This window comes from Pseudomonas sp. GW704-F2 (genome assembly GCF_059423025.1).
In genome coordinates, this window is record NZ_JBWKXO010000004.1 from 201,093 (window position 1) to 218,515 (window position 17,423).

The 17,423-nt window shown below is 61.9% G+C and carries 15 protein-coding genes; 6 read left to right on the plus strand and 9 right to left on the minus strand.

The genetic code is table 11. From position 1 onward, the window contains the following. The first annotated feature begins 2 nt into the window (after positions 1-2). Positions 3-1,307, plus strand: coding sequence for a guanine deaminase (guaD, locus tag AC07W0_RS05525; protein ID WP_102617613.1), 1,305 nt, complete (start codon positions 3-5; stop codon positions 1,305-1,307). A gap of 127 nt (positions 1,308-1,434) precedes the next feature. Here the strand turns inward: guaD and AC07W0_RS05530 are convergent, their stop codons facing one another. Continuing rightward, positions 1,435-2,199, minus strand: a complete 765-nt coding sequence (locus AC07W0_RS05530; protein ID WP_046382440.1) for a GntR family transcriptional regulator — start codon at positions 2,197-2,199, stop codon at positions 1,435-1,437. Positions 2,200-2,425: 226 nt separating this feature from the next. Here AC07W0_RS05530 and AC07W0_RS05535 point away from each other — a divergent pair, with 226 nt between their 5' ends. Continuing rightward, positions 2,426-3,616 carry a benzoate/H(+) symporter BenE family transporter gene (locus AC07W0_RS05535; RefSeq protein WP_046489409.1) on the plus strand — a complete coding sequence of 397 codons (1,191 nt, stop codon included), beginning with the start codon at positions 2,426-2,428 and terminating at the stop codon, positions 3,614-3,616. A gap of 37 nt (positions 3,617-3,653) precedes the next feature. On the opposite strand, the gene AC07W0_RS05540 is transcribed toward AC07W0_RS05535, so the two are convergent. Continuing rightward, entirely contained in the window at positions 3,654-3,998 is a 345-nt protein-coding gene (locus AC07W0_RS05540; RefSeq protein ID WP_046382438.1) for a YggL family protein, read from the minus strand. A gap of 237 nt (positions 3,999-4,235) precedes the next feature. Here AC07W0_RS05540 and dacB point away from each other — a divergent pair, with 237 nt between their 5' ends. Next, a complete protein-coding gene (gene dacB, locus AC07W0_RS05545) occupies positions 4,236-5,696 on the plus strand; it encodes a D-alanyl-D-alanine carboxypeptidase/D-alanyl-D-alanine endopeptidase (RefSeq protein WP_017845224.1) in 1,461 nt (486 codons plus the stop codon). A 57-nt stretch (positions 5,697-5,753) separates the two neighbouring features. Here dacB and AC07W0_RS05550 read toward each other — a convergent pair whose 3' ends face one another. Further along, positions 5,754-8,138 (minus strand): sensor domain-containing diguanylate cyclase, encoded by a 2,385-nt coding sequence (locus AC07W0_RS05550; RefSeq protein WP_102617612.1) that lies wholly within the window; start codon positions 8,136-8,138, stop codon positions 5,754-5,756. Positions 8,139-8,277: 139 nt separating this feature from the next. Then, a complete protein-coding gene (rlmKL, locus tag AC07W0_RS05555) occupies positions 8,278-10,548 on the minus strand; it encodes a bifunctional 23S rRNA (guanine(2069)-N(7))-methyltransferase RlmK/23S rRNA (guanine(2445)-N(2))-methyltransferase RlmL (protein ID WP_017845222.1) in 2,271 nt (756 codons plus the stop codon). A 530-nt stretch (positions 10,549-11,078) separates the two neighbouring features. Here rlmKL and rmf point away from each other — a divergent pair. Beyond that, entirely contained in the window at positions 11,079-11,294 is a 216-nt protein-coding gene (gene rmf / locus AC07W0_RS05560) for a ribosome modulation factor (RefSeq protein WP_002553055.1), read from the plus strand. Positions 11,295-11,417: 123 nt separating this feature from the next. Here rmf and AC07W0_RS05565 read toward each other — a convergent pair whose 3' ends face one another. The 5 genes from AC07W0_RS05565 to sctC all read right to left on the minus strand — a co-directional run bounded on the left by AC07W0_RS05565 (position 11,418) and on the right by sctC (position 15,244). Beyond that, positions 11,418-12,446, minus strand: a complete 1,029-nt coding sequence (locus AC07W0_RS05565; RefSeq protein ID WP_017845221.1) for a quinone-dependent dihydroorotate dehydrogenase — start codon at positions 12,444-12,446, stop codon at positions 11,418-11,420. An 86-nt stretch (positions 12,447-12,532) separates the two neighbouring features. After that, on the minus strand, positions 12,533-12,994 hold the full coding sequence (locus AC07W0_RS05570; RefSeq protein ID WP_102617611.1) for a transglycosylase SLT domain-containing protein: 462 nt from the start codon (positions 12,992-12,994) through the stop codon (positions 12,533-12,535). 7 nt (positions 12,995-13,001) lie between these two features. Next, positions 13,002-13,379 (minus strand): winged helix-turn-helix domain-containing protein, encoded by a 378-nt coding sequence (locus AC07W0_RS05575; protein WP_046382432.1) that lies wholly within the window; start codon positions 13,377-13,379, stop codon positions 13,002-13,004. 168 nt (positions 13,380-13,547) lie between these two features. Next, positions 13,548-13,763 (minus strand): FliM/FliN family flagellar motor switch protein, encoded by a 216-nt coding sequence (locus AC07W0_RS05580; protein ID WP_017845218.1) that lies wholly within the window; start codon positions 13,761-13,763, stop codon positions 13,548-13,550. Positions 13,764-13,777: 14 nt separating this feature from the next. Beyond that, entirely contained in the window at positions 13,778-15,244 is a 1,467-nt protein-coding gene (gene sctC / locus AC07W0_RS05585; RefSeq protein ID WP_102617610.1) for a type III secretion system outer membrane ring subunit SctC, read from the minus strand. A 273-nt stretch (positions 15,245-15,517) separates the two neighbouring features. Here sctC and AC07W0_RS05590 point away from each other — a divergent pair, with 273 nt between their 5' ends. Next, positions 15,518-16,744, plus strand: coding sequence for a CmpA/NrtA family ABC transporter substrate-binding protein (locus AC07W0_RS05590; RefSeq protein ID WP_102617609.1), 1,227 nt, complete (start codon positions 15,518-15,520; stop codon positions 16,742-16,744). Positions 16,745-16,757: 13 nt separating this feature from the next. Next, entirely contained in the window at positions 16,758-17,333 is a 576-nt protein-coding gene (locus AC07W0_RS05595) for an ANTAR domain-containing response regulator (RefSeq protein WP_017845215.1), read from the plus strand. The last annotated feature ends 90 nt before the right edge of the window (positions 17,334-17,423 follow it).

Consider the following 17,423-nt stretch of genomic DNA (forward strand, 5'->3'; position numbering starts at 1 on the left):
CCATGCCTTCGACTCGCAAAGCCTACCGCGCCGCCATCCTGCACAGCCTCGCCGACCCCGCCGAAGTGGGGATCGAGGCGTCCTATGAGTATTTCGAAGACGGCCTGCTGGTCATCGACAACGGCCGGATCAGCGCCCTGGGCCACGCCCACGACCTGCTGCCGCACCTGCCCGCCGAGGTCGAAATCACCCACTACCAGGACGCGCTGATCACCCCCGGGCTGATCGATACGCATATCCACCTGCCGCAAACCGGCATGGTCGGCGCTTATGGCGAACAGCTACTGGACTGGCTCAACACCTACACCTTCCCCTGCGAACGCCAGTTCGCCGACAAGGCCCATGCCGAGGACGTCGCGGAGATTTTCATCAAGGAACTGCTGCGCAACGGCACCACCACCGCGCTGGTGTTCGGCAGCGTGCATCCGCAATCGGTGCAGGCATTCTTCGAGGCCGCCGAAAAACTCGACCTGCGCATGATCGCCGGCAAGGTGATGATGGACCGCAACGCCCCCGACTACCTGACCGACACCGCCGAATCCGGCTACCAGGAGAGCAAGGCGCTGATCGAACGCTGGCACGGCAAGGGCCGCCTGCACTATGCGGTGACGCCGCGCTTCGCACCCACCAGCACGCCGCAGCAATTGGCGCTGGCCGGGCAACTGCTGGGCGAATACCCCGACCTGTACATGCAGACGCACATCAGTGAGAACAAGCAGGAAGTCGAGTGGGTCAACGAGCTGTTCCCCGAGCGCAACGGCTACCTGGATGTGTACGACCACTACCAGCTATTGGGCGAACGCTCGGTGTTTGCCCACGGCGTGCATCTGTGCGATGACGAATGCGCGCGGTTGGCGCAGACCGGCTCGGCAGTCGCATTCTGCCCGACCTCGAACCTGTTCCTCGGCAGCGGGCTGTTCAACCTGCCGATGGCCGAGAAGCACAAACTCAACGTGGGCCTGGGCACTGACGTCGGCGGCGGCACCAGCTTCTCGTTGCTGCAGACGTTGAACGAAGCCTACAAGGTCATGCAACTGCAAGGCGCGCGACTGAGCCCGTTCAAGTCGCTGTACCTGGCCACCCTGGGCGGTGCGCGGGCGTTGCGGTTGGAGGACAAGATCGGCACGTTGCAGCCGGGTACCGATGCGGACTTCCTGGTGCTGGATTACAACGCCACGCCACTGCTCAGCTATCGCATGAAGCAGGCCAAGGACATTGCCGAGAGGTTGTTTGTATTGATGACGTTGGGGGATGACCGGGCGGTGTTGCAGACCTATGCGGCCGGTAATCTGGTTCACCAACGCTAATTTCAGATATGCCACAAACCCAAATGTGGGAGGGGGCTTGCCCCCGATTGCAGTGGTTCAGTCAAAGCATCCAGTGACTGATACACCGCCATCGGGGGCAAGCCCCCTCCCACATTTTTGATCGGGCTTAGAGTTTGACCGACGAACGCCCCGGCTTCTTGCTCTGCAACAAATGCGAGAACACCGCATGCAAATCATCCGACGCGCTTTCCTCGTCGAGGTTGAGCTTGCTGTCGATATGATCCATGTGATGCATCATCAAATTCACTGCCAGCGCCGCGTCCCGGGCTTCGATCGCATCGATCAACTGGCTGTGTTCATCGTAGGAACAGTGCGAGCGGTTGCCGCTTTCGTACTGCGCGATGATCAATGAGGTCTGGGACACCAGGCTGCGCTGGAAGCTGATCAGCGGCGCGTTTTTTGCCGCTTCGGCCAGCTTCAGATGGAACTCGCCGGAAAGGCGGATACCGGCACCGCGATCGCCGCGGGAGAAGCTGTCGCGTTCGTCGTTGACCATCTGCCGCAGCTCGGCCAACTGCTCCGCCGTGGCGTGCTGCACCGCCAGTTCCGTGATCGCCCGCTCGACCAGGCGCCGGGCCAGGAACACCTGGCGCGCTTCTTCGACACTCGGGCTGGCCACCACCGCGCCGCGATTGGGCCGCAGCAGTACCACGCCTTCATGGGCCAGGCGCGACAGCGCGCGGCGAATGATGGTGCGGCTCACGCCAAAGATTTCGCCGAGTGCCTCTTCGCTCAATTTGGTACCGGGTGCCAGGCGTTGTTCGAGAATCGCCTCGAAGATATGCGCGTAGACGATATCGTCCTGGGTTCCGCTGCGGCCGGTCTTGCTGGCTCGCGGTTGTTTCTTGAGAGGTTGCAACTGTTCGTTCATGGGCACTCGGATCGGGAGAACGGCGGCGAATTAACGGTAATACGGCAACAAAGAGGCGCTGGCAAGTATCAGCTAAAATCAGCGCACATTGTACACAACCCCATGCGCCAACACACTGTACGGCTGTTTGCGAGCCCGGCTGTACTGCAATGAGTCGTTACGTTTGAGTTTAGGCTTGAATCTGCGCCTTCACTGGCAAACTCCCAGGTAAAAGGAACACCTCGCCATGACCGACGCCACCCAAGCGCCCTTGCGCCCACTGGCCGACACTTCTCCCTCGGCCATCGTCGCCGGTTTCATCGCCATGATGACCGGCTATACCAGCTCCCTGGTGCTCATGTTCCAGGCCGGCCAAGCCGCCGGTTTGACCAGTGCGCAGATTTCCTCGTGGATCTGGGCGATTTCCATCGGCATGGCGGTGTGCAGCATCGGCCTGTCCCTGCGCTACCGCACACCGATCACCATTGCCTGGTCGACACCCGGCGCAGCGCTGTTGATCACCAGCCTCGGCGGCGTCAGTTACGGCGAAGCCATCGGCGCCTACATCACCTGCGCGGTGCTGGTGACGCTCTGCGGGCTGACCGGCAGCTTCGAAAAACTGGTCAGACGCATCCCGGCGTCGCTGGCGGCGGCGTTGCTGGCGGGGATTCTGTTCAAGATCGGCAGCGAGATTTTCGTCGCCGCGCAGCATCGCACCGGCCTGGTTCTGGGGATGTTTTTCACCTACCTGCTCATCAAACGCCTGTCGCCGCGGTATGCGGTGCTCGCCGCGCTGGTGATCGGCAGCGTGCTGTCCGGGCTGATGGGGCTCCTGGATTTCAGCGGTTTTCACCTGGAAGTGGCAACGCCGGTCTGGACCACGCCGCACTTCTCGCTGGCGGCGACCATCAGCATCGGCATCCCACTGTTCGTGGTGGCGATGACCTCGCAGAACATGCCGGGCGTCGCAGTGTTGCGCGCCGACGGCTATAACGTGCCAGCGTCGCCGCTGATCACCGCCACCGGCCTGGCCTCGCTGGTGTTGGCGCCGTTCGGCTCCCACGGCATCAACCTGGCGGCGATCAGTGCGGCGATCTGCACCGGGCCCCACGCCCATGAAGACCGTAACAAGCGCTACACGGCGGCAGTCTGGTGTGGCGTGTTCTACGGCATTGCCGGGGTGTTCGGCGCCACATTGGCGGCCTTGTTCGCAGCGCTGCCCAAGGAACTGGTGCTGTCGATTGCGGCGTTGGCGTTGTTTGGCTCGATCATCAATGGCTTGAGCATCGCCATGAATGAGCCGAAGGAACGGGAAGCGGCGCTGATCACCTTTATGGTCACCGCGTCAGGCTTGACGTTGTTTTCCATCGGGTCGGCGTTCTGGGGGATCGTGGCGGGGGTGTTGACGCTGCTGATTCTGAACTGGCGCAAGGCATAAAAAAACGGCGACCCTCAGGTCGCCGTTTTGTTTAGTATCACTTAGCCGCGTTGATCGGCTTTTCCGGATACCACACGTCCATCAACGGGCTGACTTCAGCCTTGGTCAGCTCGGAACGGGTTTTCAGCCAGGCGTCAACGGCAGCACGCTGCGCTTCGGAGACCGAGCCACGCTTCTGCAGGCAAACCAGACCGTAGTCATCGCCGCCGACATAGCCCAGACCGTTGGCTTCCATGGCTTCTTTGATGAATGCTTCGAGGAAAGCGTCGATAGCTTCTTCACTCAGGCCTTCGTTGAAGTCCAGGTTCAGTTCGAAACCCAGCTCTTGAAATTCATCAACGCACAGTTTTTTGCGCAGACGCTGGGAACGGTTAGTCGCCATTGGAACAATCCTCATAAGTAATAACGGGCGGCACTTTAGCAGCTTAAGGCAGCGATTGCCCGACTCTCTGGGACAGGCGGCGAAATGCCTGGAAAAAAAACCCCGATTAGCAGCTATCGTTCAGCTACAAGTGGTTCCAGCTTGGGGCATAATGCCGACACTTTCATGACTACTGAGGGATTTTCTTACATACCCCTCGCCTTTTTCACCCTCCTCAGCAGTAGGGTTTTATTCCTTATGATCAAATCTTTGCGTCCATTGCTCCTTGCCGGCGTTCTCCTGCCGCTGGCTTTTTCCGCCACCGCCGCCCCGATCAATAACACCCTGCCACCCAACGTCGCACAGGCCCTGCAGAAGGCCAAGTTGCAGAACACCGCATTGTCCCTGGTGATGCTGCCGTTGAACGGCCCCGGCACCCCCACCGTCTTCAATGCCGACGTCTCGGTGAACCCGGCCTCCACCATGAAGCTGGTCACCACCTACGCAGCCCTGGAAATGCTCGGCCCCAACCACCAGTGGAAGACCGAGTTCTACACCGACGGCACCCTCAGCGGTGGTGTATTGCGCGGCAACCTGTACCTCAAGGGCGGCGGCGATCCCAAGCTGAACATGGAAAAACTCTGGCTGCTGATGCGCGACCTGCGGGCCAATGGCGTGCAGCAAGTCACCGGCGATCTGGTGCTGGACCGTGGCTTCTTTATTCCGCCGCAACTGCCGGAGTTCAATGACGACGGCAATGACGAGAACAAACCGTTCCTGGTCAAGCCCGATGCCTTGCTGGTCAACCTCAAGGCCCTGCGCTTCGTGACCCGCAACGATTCCGGACGCGTGATCGTGTCGGTCGAGCCGCCGATCGCCAGCATTCGCATCGACAATCAGGTCAAGGCGTCCAACGCCAAGCAATGTACCGGCGACGTGCGCTACAACCCGGTGACGGCGGCGGATGGCAGCATCACCGTGACCGTCAGCGGCCAGTTGGGCGATGGCTGCAGCTCGCAGACCTACTTGTCGTTGCTCGACCACGCCACGTACACCGCCGGCGCCGTGCGGGCGATCTGGCAGGAATTGGGCGGCACCATCCAGGGCCGTGACATCCAGGCACCGGTGCCCAAGGACGCCAAGGTACTGGCGCGGGCCTTCTCGCCGGACCTGGCGGAAATCATCCGCGACATCAACAAATACAGTAACAACACCATGGCCCAGCAGTTGTTCCTGAGCCTGGGCGCGCAGTTCCGCAACGACGCCGACGGCGACGATGCCAAGGCCGCGCAACGCGTGGTACGCCAGTGGCTGGCGAAAAAAGGCATCACCTCACCGCACCTGGTGATGGAGAACGGTTCGGGCCTGTCCCGTGCCGAACGCGTCAGCGCGCGTGAGATGGCGGCCATGTTGCAAGCCGCGTGGAGAAGCCCCTACGCCGCGGAATACATCAGCTCGATGCCAATCGCCGGCACCGACGGCACCATGCGTAAACGCCTGAAGACCACCGCCATGCGCGGTGAAGCCCACGTCAAGACCGGCACCTTGAACACCGTGCGCGCCATCGCCGGGTTCAGCCGCGACAACAACGGCAATACCTGGGTGGTGGTGGCGATCCTCAACGATCCGAAGCCCTGGGGTGCGTCGTCGGTGCTCGACCAGGTGCTGCTGGACCTGTACCGCCAGCCGAAGCTGGCGGCAGCGGCGCCAGTCCTCTAGACACCGCCACAACCTGTGGGCAAGCCCGCGCCCACAGGTTGTGTACGACGTCGACATTCACACCGGCAAGCGTTCCGCTTCGACCCGATCCCTGCCCGCCTGCTTGGCCACGTACACCGCCGAATCCGCGCGCAGCAGTAACCCGTCGATCCCCTCATCGACCCGCCAACTGGCCACCCCGAAGCTGGCGGTGACGACTCCCACCGTCCCCATCGGCGCATCGCGCAGCGCCCGCCAAAGCTCCATCGCCAAACCGTAGGCCTGGGCGCCGTCGGTGTTGGGGCACAACACCATGAACTCCTCGCCACCCAGGCGACAGAACACATCGGTGCGGCGCAAGCGCTGGCTGATGCGCTTGCACAGTTCCTGCAACACCGCGTCGCCGACTGCATGGCCGTACTGGTCGTTGATACGCTTGAAGTGATCGATATCCAGCATGATCACCGACAACGCCCCCGAGGTGCGATTGAGGCGGACCATCTCAGCCTTGAGACGATCCTGGAAATACCGACGGTTATGGATCCCGGTGAGGGCATCGGTGATGGACAGCGCGCGCAGTTCTTCTTCCACGCGCTTGAGATCGGAAATGTCCGACACATAGCCATGCCACAGCGTACCGCCGCCCGGCAGTTCTTCCGGCGTGGCCTCACCGCGAATCCAGCGCAGGCCCCGTTGCGGCAGTTGCACGCGGTACTCTTCGCGCCAGTGGCTCAATTGCAGCGCGGATAAGCGGATCGACGCACGCACCCGCTCGACGTCCAGCGGGTGGATGCGCTCCAAGACCTGCGTTGCATCCCGTTGCAGCACCCCTGTGTCGATCTCATAGATATCGCGCATGCCATCGCTGGCGTAGACAAACCGCCACTTGTCCTGGGGTTCCAGAGTGAATTGGAAGATCCCGCCCGGGACATGGGCGCTGAGCTTTTTCAGCAGACGGTCGCGCACGGCCAGGGCCTCATAGGCGCGTTTTTGCTCGGTGACATCCAGGTACATCGCCAGGTGCCCGACCCATAAGCCATGGTCATCCAGCAACACGGTGCCCAACATATTCACCGTCAAACGGCTGCCATCCTCACGCACCAAGGTCCACTCACGCGCCTCGTGCGGGCTGCCCGGGCTCTCCACCAGCATCGCCTGGCTCGGCGGGATTCGCCGGCCCAACGCAATGCTCAGACTCGCCGCACGCACATCCAGCTCCGCCGCCACATGCAGGCTCTCCAGGGTCGAGCGGCCGAGTATGTGCTCGGCCTTGAACCCCAGCATCTGCTCGGCACCGGCGTTGAAGGTGTTGATCACGCCGTGCAAGTCGGTGGCAATGATCGCAACCTGCGTCGCGGCGTTCAGCACACTGCGTAACTGGCCATGGGCGCCGCGCAGTTCCTGCTCGCGCAGGCGTAGCTGCACGGTACGCTGCTCCACCAGTTTCAAGGCGCGCTGACGCTGGCTGACCAACATATAGAGCAAGACACTGAGCAACAGGCTGAAGAGCCCGCCCACGGCCAGGATCGGGACCAACGACGAGCCGTTGCCCTGTTCGAACACCTGGCTGGGGCGCAGGTTCAGGGCGTAGACATGATCGCCGAGGGTGAGGCGGCGCGCGGCGACCAGATCGCTGTCGGCCAGGGCATTGCTGGATTCGTACAACAGGCGCCCTTGCTGGTCGGAAGTGTCGACGATCTGCGTCACCAGATTATCGCGGTCCGACTTGGGCAAGCCGTCGGCCATCAACTGGCGCATGCTGATCACGGCCATCACAAAACCGTAGGGTTCTGTTCCGCCCGGGGAGACGACCGGCGCGACCAATAACACGCCGGTGGCATAGGCCGGTTCCACCCCCACCAACTGCATGGGCTGGGACACGGCCAGCTTGCCGCTCGCTTGTGCGCGCTCCAGGGTCGAGCGCCGCAGCGGCTGGGCCAGCAGGTCAAAGCCCAGCGGCGAACCGAGCAGGCTTCGGGTCTGGCTGTACAGGACCGGCACGTATTCATCGCGCTCCACCGCCGGGGCCAACTCACCGTGTGAATTCAGTTCCCGTATGCTGAACGGCAGACCACGCTGGCGCGATACGTCCTGTTCAAACTGAGCGCGCTGATCACGCATAACCCGCGGCGCCCAGGCATAGGCCCGGGAACGCAGCAGCAAAGGCTGGGCGAAACCGTCGAACTCGTCGCGGGACACATCATTGGAATTGACGAAGAAGCGTTGCAGGCTGGTCAGGCGTTGCTCCTGGTCCTCGAAACGCTCCTGCAGACGGGTGAATCGCTCATTGACCAACAGCTGGAAACGCTGGCGCCCCTGCTGTTGATAGAGGTCGGATGTCGCCCAGGCGACGATGATCGTCAAGGCGCTACCGCCCAGAAACACCACCAATGCCATCAACCAAGCCGATACCTGCTCATTGATAAAACCTAGGATCTTCGGGCGAACGGCTTGCAACGGCATAGGCAACACTCACAACGCCAGCGTGTGGGGGGATCACTTTGGCCGGACATTTAGTTATAGCGAGCGGCCCTCCGTTTGACCAGCGTAAAAAAGCCGCAAGACCGGATAATTCCAGGCTTGCGGCTGATGGGTGGAGCAATCAGCGAGCAGTGATTTTCCAGGCCCGATGGATCTTCGCGTTACGCGCAAAATCCGGGTCGAGGGTCTTGTCGCTGATCTCCTCGACCGCGTAGCGTTCGCTGAGGTTGTCCTCAAGCACGAACTTGCGGAAGTTGTTCGAGAAGTACAGCACGCCGCCCGGTGCCAGGCGCGCCATGGCGAGGTCGAGCAGTTGCACGTGGTCGCGCTGCACGTCGAAGATCCCTTCCATGCGCTTGGAGTTGGAGAAGGTCGGCGGGTCGATGAAGATCAGGTCGAACTCATCGCGACTGGCTTCCAGCCACGCCATCACATCACCCTGCTCCAGGCGGTTCTTGTCGGAGAAACCGTTGAGGGAGAAGTTGCGGCGCGCCCAGTCCAGGTAGGTCTTGGACAGGTCGACGCTGGTCGTGGTGCGCGCGCCACCCTTGGCCGCATGCACGCTGGCGGTGGCGGTGTAGCAATACAGGTTGAGGAAACGCTTGCCGGCCGCCTCTTTCTGGATACGCATACGCATCGGCCGGTGGTCGAGGAACAGGCCGGTGTCGAGGTAGTCGGTGAGGTTGACCAGCAGCTTCACGCCGCCTTCGCTGACCTCGGTGAACTTGCCCTGGGCGCTCTGGCGTTCGTACTGCTTGGTGCCGCTCTGACGCTCGCGGCGCTTGACCACCACGCGGCTCTTGTCGATGTTCAGCGCCTGGGGAATGGCCGCCAATGCGTCGAACATGCGCGCGGAGGCTTTTTCCGGGTCGATGGATTTCGGCGCGGCGTATTCCTGCACGTGGACCCAATCGTGATACAGGTCGATGGCCATGGAATATTCCGGCATGTCGGCATCGTAGACGCGGTAGCAATCCACGCCCTCACGCTTGGCCCACTTGCCCAGTTGCTTGAGGTTCTTTTGCAGGCGGTTGGCAAACATCTGCCCGCCTTCGCTCAGGCGCGCCTGTTCGACCACGGGGGCCGGCGCCGGTGCAGGTTTGATCGGGTTGCCGTTCTTGTTGTACTGACGCTCTTGCGGCTCGGTCGGGGCCTGGTCGTAGGCGGCTTGTTCACGTTCGGCCTGGCGCTGCTCCGGGGTGCGGCGCTCGCCGGTGACGAACTGGTCCGGGTTGACCTTGATCAGCAGCAATTTGCACGGCAAGGCGCCGTTCCAGAACGAATACTGCTTGTGACTGCGGATGCCCATGCGCTTGCCCAGGTCCGGCGCGCCGGTGAATACCGCCGCCTCCCAGCCCATGCACGCCTGGCGCAGACGCTCGCCGAGGTTCTGGTAGAGGTACAACAGGCTCGCTTCGTCGCCCAGGCGCTCGCCGTAGGGCGGGTTGCAGATCACCAGGCCTTTCTGGTTCTGGTCCGGACGCGGCTCGAACGTGCCGACTTCGCCCTGGTACACCTTGATCCAATGGCTGAGACCGGCACGCTCGATGTTGTTGCGAGCAGGCTGGATCAAGCGCGGATCGGCTTCGTAGCCACGAATCCACAACGGCGGCTTGTTCATGCCGATGGCAGCGCGCTCGCTGGCCTCGGTGTGAAGTTTCTTCCACAACGCCGGGACGTGACCGAGCCAGGTGGTGAAACCCCACAGTTCGCGATTGAGGTTGGGCGCCATATCGGCGGCGATCATCGCGCCTTCCACCAGGAAGGTGCCGACGCCGCACATCGGGTCGGTCAACGCGCCGCCTTCCGCGGCGATGCGCGGCCAGCCGGCACGGATCAGGATGGCTGCAGCGAGGTTTTCCTTCAACGGTGCGGCGCCCTGCTGCAGGCGGTAACCGCGCTGGTGCAGGCTGTGGCCGGACAGGTCGAGGGAGAGGATCGCTTCGCCACGGTCCAGGCGCAGGTGGATGCGCAGGTCCGGGTTGATCTTGTCGATGGACGGACGCTCGCCGGTCGGGGTGCGCAGCTTGTCGACAATCGCATCCTTGACCTTCAGCGCGCCGAAGTGGGTGTTGTCGATGCCCGAGCCGTGACCGCTGAACTCCACCGCCAGGCTGCCGTCCGGGACCATGTGATCGGCCCAGTCGATATCCAGCACGCCATGGTAGAGGTCTTCGGCGTCCTTCATCGGGAAGCGCTTGAGGACCAGCAACACGCGGTTGGCCAGGCGCGACCAGAGGCACAGGCGGTAGGCGGTTTCCATGTCGGCCATGCCGCGCACGGCCGAGGTGTGCTCGCGGGCTTCCTCAAGGCCAAGCCCGACGGCTTCCTCGATCAGCAGGCCTTCGAGGCCCTTGGGGCAGGTGAGGAAGAGTTCAAAACGGTCCGACATGGGCAATCCAGGCTTTTCAGCAATAAATGAACGGGCGACGCATCGCCGGCTCGGTTTTCAATCAAGCACTTTTCTTGAAGAGTGCCCGCGTGGCACGAATGTGCCGTCCCACCCCGTCTGGCGGGCCTGTGGGCCTTGATTGACGGGGCAGAGAGATAAGTGATGCAACAAAAAGAAATATTCAGACCCTTCGTCGAATAATAACCGACTGCAACGGGCGGGCTTTTTCAGCAAGGGATTAAGCCATTCTCTTCGTAAGGCACATCATAGCCGGCTTTGCCCAATAAAAGGGGCGAAAAGCCATCCCAGCTTATGGCTATAACATCGTTATTGTTACGTGCTTATGACAAAACGATCATTGAATCCATGTGACCTATTGGTTAGAACTCAACACAGGTCAGCGCCACAACGACGCTGGCACATTGGCTCGCCACGCCGGCAGCGGGCCGCACCAACGGCAGAAAAACTCTGCCCGGCCTCAGACGAGGCCGAAGGATATCAAGACAGTCAACAAGTGAGGGAAACACCCTATGAGAAGACTTAAGCGTGATCCGTTGGAAAGAGCATTTTTACGCGGATATCAATACGGCGTTCATGGCAAATCCCGTGAGCTTTGCCCATTTACTCTACCGTCGGTACGCCAAGCCTGGATCAACGGCTGGCGAGAAGGACGCGGCGACAACTGGGACGGTATGACAGGCACTGCGGGCATCCACAGACTCAACGAACTTCACGCGGTCGGCTAATCAAGGGCATTCAATTCCGACACCAGCACGAATATAGCTAACGACTTAACCACGCACGCCCTATCCAGGCGGCGGGCTTCGGCCCAGGGGCTCCTCTTGAGGAGCCCTTTTTATTGGACGTGTTCAGGCCTTTTTGGGCAATGCCGCGATCGCGTCCACCGCCTCGCGAATCAGCGCCGGGCCCTTGTAGATAAAGCCGGAATACAGCTGCACCAGGCTCGCACCAGCGGCGATCTTCTCGGCCGCGTGCTTGCCTTCGGTGATACCGCCGACCGCGATGATCGGCAAACGCCCGGCCAGCTCGGCGGCCAGCACCTTGACGATGTGCGTGCTTTTGTCACGCACCGGAGCGCCCGACAAGCCGCCCGTTTCGTCGCCATGGGCCAGGCCTTCAACACCGACACGGCTGAGGGTGGTGTTGGTGGCAATCACCGCATCCATGCCTGACTCCACCAGGGCCTGGGCGACCAGCACGGTTTCTTCATCCGTCATGTCCGGAGCGATCTTGATCGCCAACGGCACACGCTTGCCATGGCGCACGGCGAGGTCTTCCTGGCGCAGGCGCAAGGCTTCGAGCAATTGCTTGAGGGAATCACCGAACTGCAGGCTGCGCAGACCCGGGGTGTTGGGCGAGCTGACGTTCACCGTGACGTAGCTGGCGTGGGCGTAGACCTTGTCCAGGCAGATCAGGTAGTCATCCACCGCGCGCTCCACCGGCGTGTCGAAATTCTTGCCGATATTGATCCCGAGGACGCCCTTGTACTTCGCCGCCTGGACCCGCGACAGCAGGTGATCGACACCGAGGTTGTTGAAGCCCATGCGGTTGATGATCGCCTCGGCCTCCGGCAGGCGAAAGATGCGCGGCTTGGGGTTGCCTGGTTGAGGGCGCGGGGTCACGGTGCCGATTTCGACGAAACCAAAACCCAACTGCGCAAAGCCATCGATGGCCGTACCGTTCTTGTCCAGGCCGGCAGCCAGCCCGACTGGGTTGGGAAAGTCGAGCCCCATCACCGAAACCGGCATTTTCGCCGGCGCCTTGCATACCAGGCCATTGAGCCCCAGGCGGCCACCGGCACCGATCAGGTCCAGGGACAGATCATGGGAAGTCTCCGGGGAGAGTTTGAACAACAGCTGGCGGGCCAGGGTATACATGGGCGGGCTAGACTCGGATGGCGGCGATAAGTGGCGGCGATTATAGCCGGGCTGGCGGCCTGCGTGCGAGGCGTGCCGCCCAATCGTCAGTAGCGATGCGCGACCAACGCTTCGTAACGGGCCCAGACCTTCTGTGCGTACTGCAAGCGCAACGCCTCACGCTGTGGACCAGGCCCCGGGCCTGCGTTGTAGGCGCCGATGGCCGTCCAGTTATAGCCGAAGCGCTGAACGAACTCGGCAAGAATCGAGGCCCCGACCTCTACTGACAGGCACGGCTCACTCAACAGCCGGTCTTCGGTGATGCCTCGTTTGAGCAAGCGGGGCAAGTGAATGCTGTTGATCTGCATCAGACCGATATCGCGGGTGCCGTTGCGATTGTTGTAATTCATCGCGCCCGCACGGTAACCCGACTCTACGGCGGCAATGGCCTGCAGCAATTCCGGCTCAAGATCGTAGCGACTGGCCACCTCATCCCAACAATACGCCAGCGCCTTATTGCTGCCCATCAGCACCACCAGCAACAGGCCCTTGCGCCACGCATTGCGCATCCCGGGGCTACCTGCCACAGGCCGAACAAACATCGATGGGCTGCAACGAGGCGCGCTCGGCTGGCCGCACCGGGCATGTAAAGCGATAGCCCCTGCCATAGATCGTCTTGATAAACCCTTTGTCGGCGCGCAGATGTTTACGCAACGAATAAATGCAGCGCGTCAGCGACTCCTCCGACACCTCTCCCTGGCGCCAAGCCATTTCAAGCAAACAGTCTTTGGTCATCAGCGCACCACCGGACACCAACAACAAGCGCAGCACTTGCCATTCCTTGGGCGGCAACTGGATATCCACGCCCTCGCCGGTCAAGCGTCCATCGCCATGCAGGGTCCAGCGGCCAAAGACCAGGGAAATCGTCATCCCTCCATCATTCACCACGGCCATACACACCTCTGCATCCAACCACTGACATTGAAATCCTGATTTCCAGAAATGGCGCATACGCCGACCGCACGACTATAAAAAAGGCCTCCCCGAGCCACCCTAGGAGAAAGCCCATATCAGCAGGGCTTTCCGGAAGCGCCTTGTAAGAAATCTCACTGGAACTGATAACTAAGGCGATACCCACTCCTGGTAGACCTCAAGCAGCTCAACCCCCAGGCGGTCTTCCAACTGCACCAATTCGCCCAGAGCCAGTAACTGGCCGTTGACGCGCACTTCCACGCAATGGATGACCTCCGGTGCCAGCGGCAGCACTTTCCCCGGTGCAAACAACGCCAGCCGCTTGCGCGTGATCAGTTGTTCCTGCAAAAGAATTTCCAGATGCATGACGAGCGCCTACCTCATTGATCGACATCGCGAATCGACCGCACAAACGCACGTTGCACCCGTTCGTATTGCGGCTGAGTCAGCGGTGGCGGCCCGACGGTGCCATCCAGGGTCTTGAGCTCGTTGCCCACGGCCCGGGCCTGAATCACAAACAGCCGTACTTCGGCACGCTGGCCACGCGCAGTGGCACGCCCCTGCGCATCAACATCCCGGCGAAACCCGCCCAACCACAGGCGTTTCCCCTGCGGCATCCGAACGACACTGCTGACGCTGACCCTCCCGACCGCGGTCATTTTCTGACGCCGCCCCGCCTCGCCCATCTGGCGGTCATCCTCAAGGCTCAGCAGCATCTCGATCTCGTTCGCCTCGGCAAACCGCGGCAACGCGCTGACCTGGGTGCCATAGCGTATGGGTTTCCAGTCGGTGCGAGCGACGGCGGGCCCCGGCACGTAGAGTGTGTGGTTATCCTGGAACACCGCAGGAACGTTCTCCTGGGTGAGAATCACCGGCAGTGTCACCACCCGCGCGCGCCGTCGTCGCTCCAGCACGGCGATCTGCGCCATCAGGCGATTGTCCTCCAACGGCTCCAGCACCCGGGTCGCCGAAGTTGATGTGTGGGTTTCCTCGGCCCAGGCCTGATCGATTTTCTTCAGTTCGTCACGGTCCACGTCCACCAGCCACAGCGAAACCTCGATCGCGCGCTTGGGCACATCCAGCTCCGCCACCAATTGCTCGATAAAACGCACCTGGGCAGGCTTGCCCTTGATCAGCAGGCTGTTGGTATCCGGGTAAGGAATCACGGCCAGGCTCTTGTCGGCCAGCAAGCCGGGCGGCCGTTGCGCGGGGGCCTGTTGTTCGCGGGAAAGCACGGTCTCGATCAGCGACGCCATGCCCGGCACATTGACCTTTTCCTCGCCCATGACGTACTCGCGGTCCGCCACATGGGTATTGAGCACCTGCACCACGCCAAACGCCTGCTGGCCCACACGGAGCGCGGCCCGCTGGCGGTCCATCAATTGCGTAAGGTGCAGCACCTGGTCGACATAGTTCGCCGGCCCGGACACATAGAACATCCGGCCCCCGCTCTCCCGCAGCGGGTAGCGGGACTCATCGAGCCCCGAGCGACGCATGAACTCGCGCAGCCTTGAGACGGAAATATGCCGCAGCGTCACCGCCGAGCTCTTCGCTTCATCTGCTGCGTAGAGGTAGAGCACCTGCCCGTCGCTGTACCAGATCAGGTGATGCTGCTCGGCTACCGCCTCCAGCACCTGCTGTGCCCGGCTGAAATCGTAGGTTCCGTCAACGCGTTGCCGAGCCGCCGACCGGCTGACAACGACCGGCAGGCCGAGAGGCAGCGACAACGCGCTGAAAAACGTGTGCAGGCTTTCGTCCCGCGCCTGGTAAGTCTCACCCCGGGCAGACGCACAGCCCAGCATCAACACCGCGTAAAACAGCCAGCGGCACAGCCGATGGGCGGCCATCGTTGTCGGAGAATCAGCGTACACCGTGGGGTTTCCTGGGCAGTCTGGCATAGGGAAGCGGCCATACTGAAAGCCTGTGGCGTTTCAATCTTGATGGAAAGTTGACGGCGTAGCGCGCCGTTCCGCCCGTGGCATGTGCCTTGCTATGCACTCTGTATCAGAGCGCGCGCCAACGTCGGAGCGGGCTTACGGACAAAGGCGTCGTTACCCGCAATGGCTCGCGCCGCCATCTGAGGGAGCGACGCTTTTTTTTGAACGAAAAGGTAGGTGTTGATGAACGATTCGGACGGCAACAGCCCGATAAACGACCCGCTGGCTTGGGTCAACGGCAGTGACGCCCCGGAAAAGAGCAGCCTCGACCTGGGCTTCATGGCCTTGAGCGATTGCGCCTCGCTGGTGGTCGCGGCCACCCAGGGCTTCGCGCAACCCTATGGCTTGACACTGAACCTCAAGCGTCAGTCGTCGTGGGCCAACCTGCGCGACAAACTGGTCAGCGGCGAACTGGATGCCGCCCACAGCCTGTATGGGCTGATCTACGCCGTACACCTGGGCATCGGCGGCGTGGCCGCCACCGATATGGCGGTACTGATGGGGCTGAACCAGAACGGGCAGAGCATCAACCTGTCCCACGACCTGCAACAGCAAGGGGTGGTCACTCCTGAGGCACTGGATCGCCACGTGCACCAAAGCCGAACAAAACTGACCTTCGCCCAGACGTTTCCCACAGGCACCCACGCCATGTGGCTGTATTACTGGCTGGCGAGCCAAGGTATCCATCCATTGCAGGATGTGAACAGTGTGGTGGTACCGCCGCCGCAAATGGTGGCGCACCTATTGGCCGGGCGCATCGACGGTTTTTGTGTCGGCGAACCCTGGAGCGCCAGTGCGGTGAAGCAGAACCAGGGCTTCACTCTGGCGACCAGCCAGGCGATCTGGCCGGACCACCCGGAAAAGGTGCTCGGCTGCACCCAAGCGTTCGTCGACCAATACCCCAACACCGCCCGCGTACTGGTGATGGCGATTCTGGAGGCCAGCCGCTTTATCGAGGCGAGCCACGAAAACCGCCGTTCCACCGCGCAGCTGCTCAGCGCCCGCGAGTACCTCGACGCGCCACTCGACTGCATCGAGCCGCGTCTGCTCGGGACTTACGACGATGGGCTTGGCAACCAGTGGCAAGATCCCCACGCACTGCGCTTTTTCGCCGATGGCGAGGTGAACGTGCCCTACCTCTCCGACGGCATGTGGTTCATGACCCAGTTTCGCCGCTGGGGCCTGTTGCGCGAAGACCCGGACTACCTCGGCCTTGCCCGCCAAGTGCAGCAACTGGAGCTGTATCGCCAGGCAGCCGATGCCGTCGGCGTCACCGCGAACGCCCAGGACATGCGCAGCAGCCAACTGATCGACGGCAAGATCTGGGATGGCTCCGCCCCCGCCGCCTACGCCCGCAGCTTCCGCCTCCATGCCCTGGCCGACCACACCAGCCGCCACGCCTTGCGCTGACAGGAGGACCGATATGTTGCGAATCCTGTTGATCAACGACACACCGCGCAAGGTCGGGCGCCTCAAGGCGGCACTGACCGAGGCCGGGTTTGAGGTGATCGATGAGTCGGGCCTGACCATCGATCTGCCTGCGCGCGTCGAAACGGTGCGGCCGGACGTAATCCTGATCGATACCGAGTCACCCGGCCGCGATGTGATGGAGCAAGTGGTGCTGGTCAGCCGCGACCGACCGCGTCCGATCGTGATGTTTACCGACGAACACGACCCGGACGTCATGCGCCAGGCCATCAAATCCGGCGTCAGCGCCTATATTGTCGAAGGTATCCAGGCCCAACGCCTGCAGCCGATCCTCGACGTGGCCATGGCCCGCTTCGAAAGCGACCAGGCCCTGCGCGCCCAGCTGCAGGCCCGCGATCAACAGCTGGCCGAGCGCAAGCGCATCGAACTGGCCAAAGGCATGCTGATGAAAATGAAGAACTGCAACGAGGAAGAGGCCTACACCCTGATGCGCCGCCAGGCCATGAGCCGCCAGCAGAAACTGATCCAGGTGGCGGAGCAGATCATCGCCATGAGCGAGTTGCTGGGCTAACCCTCCTCGACAGCGGCTACGGCAGATTGGCCCAGGACTTGCTAAGTATTCAACACAGGTAACCAACGGCGGTTGCCCCTTCACGACAAA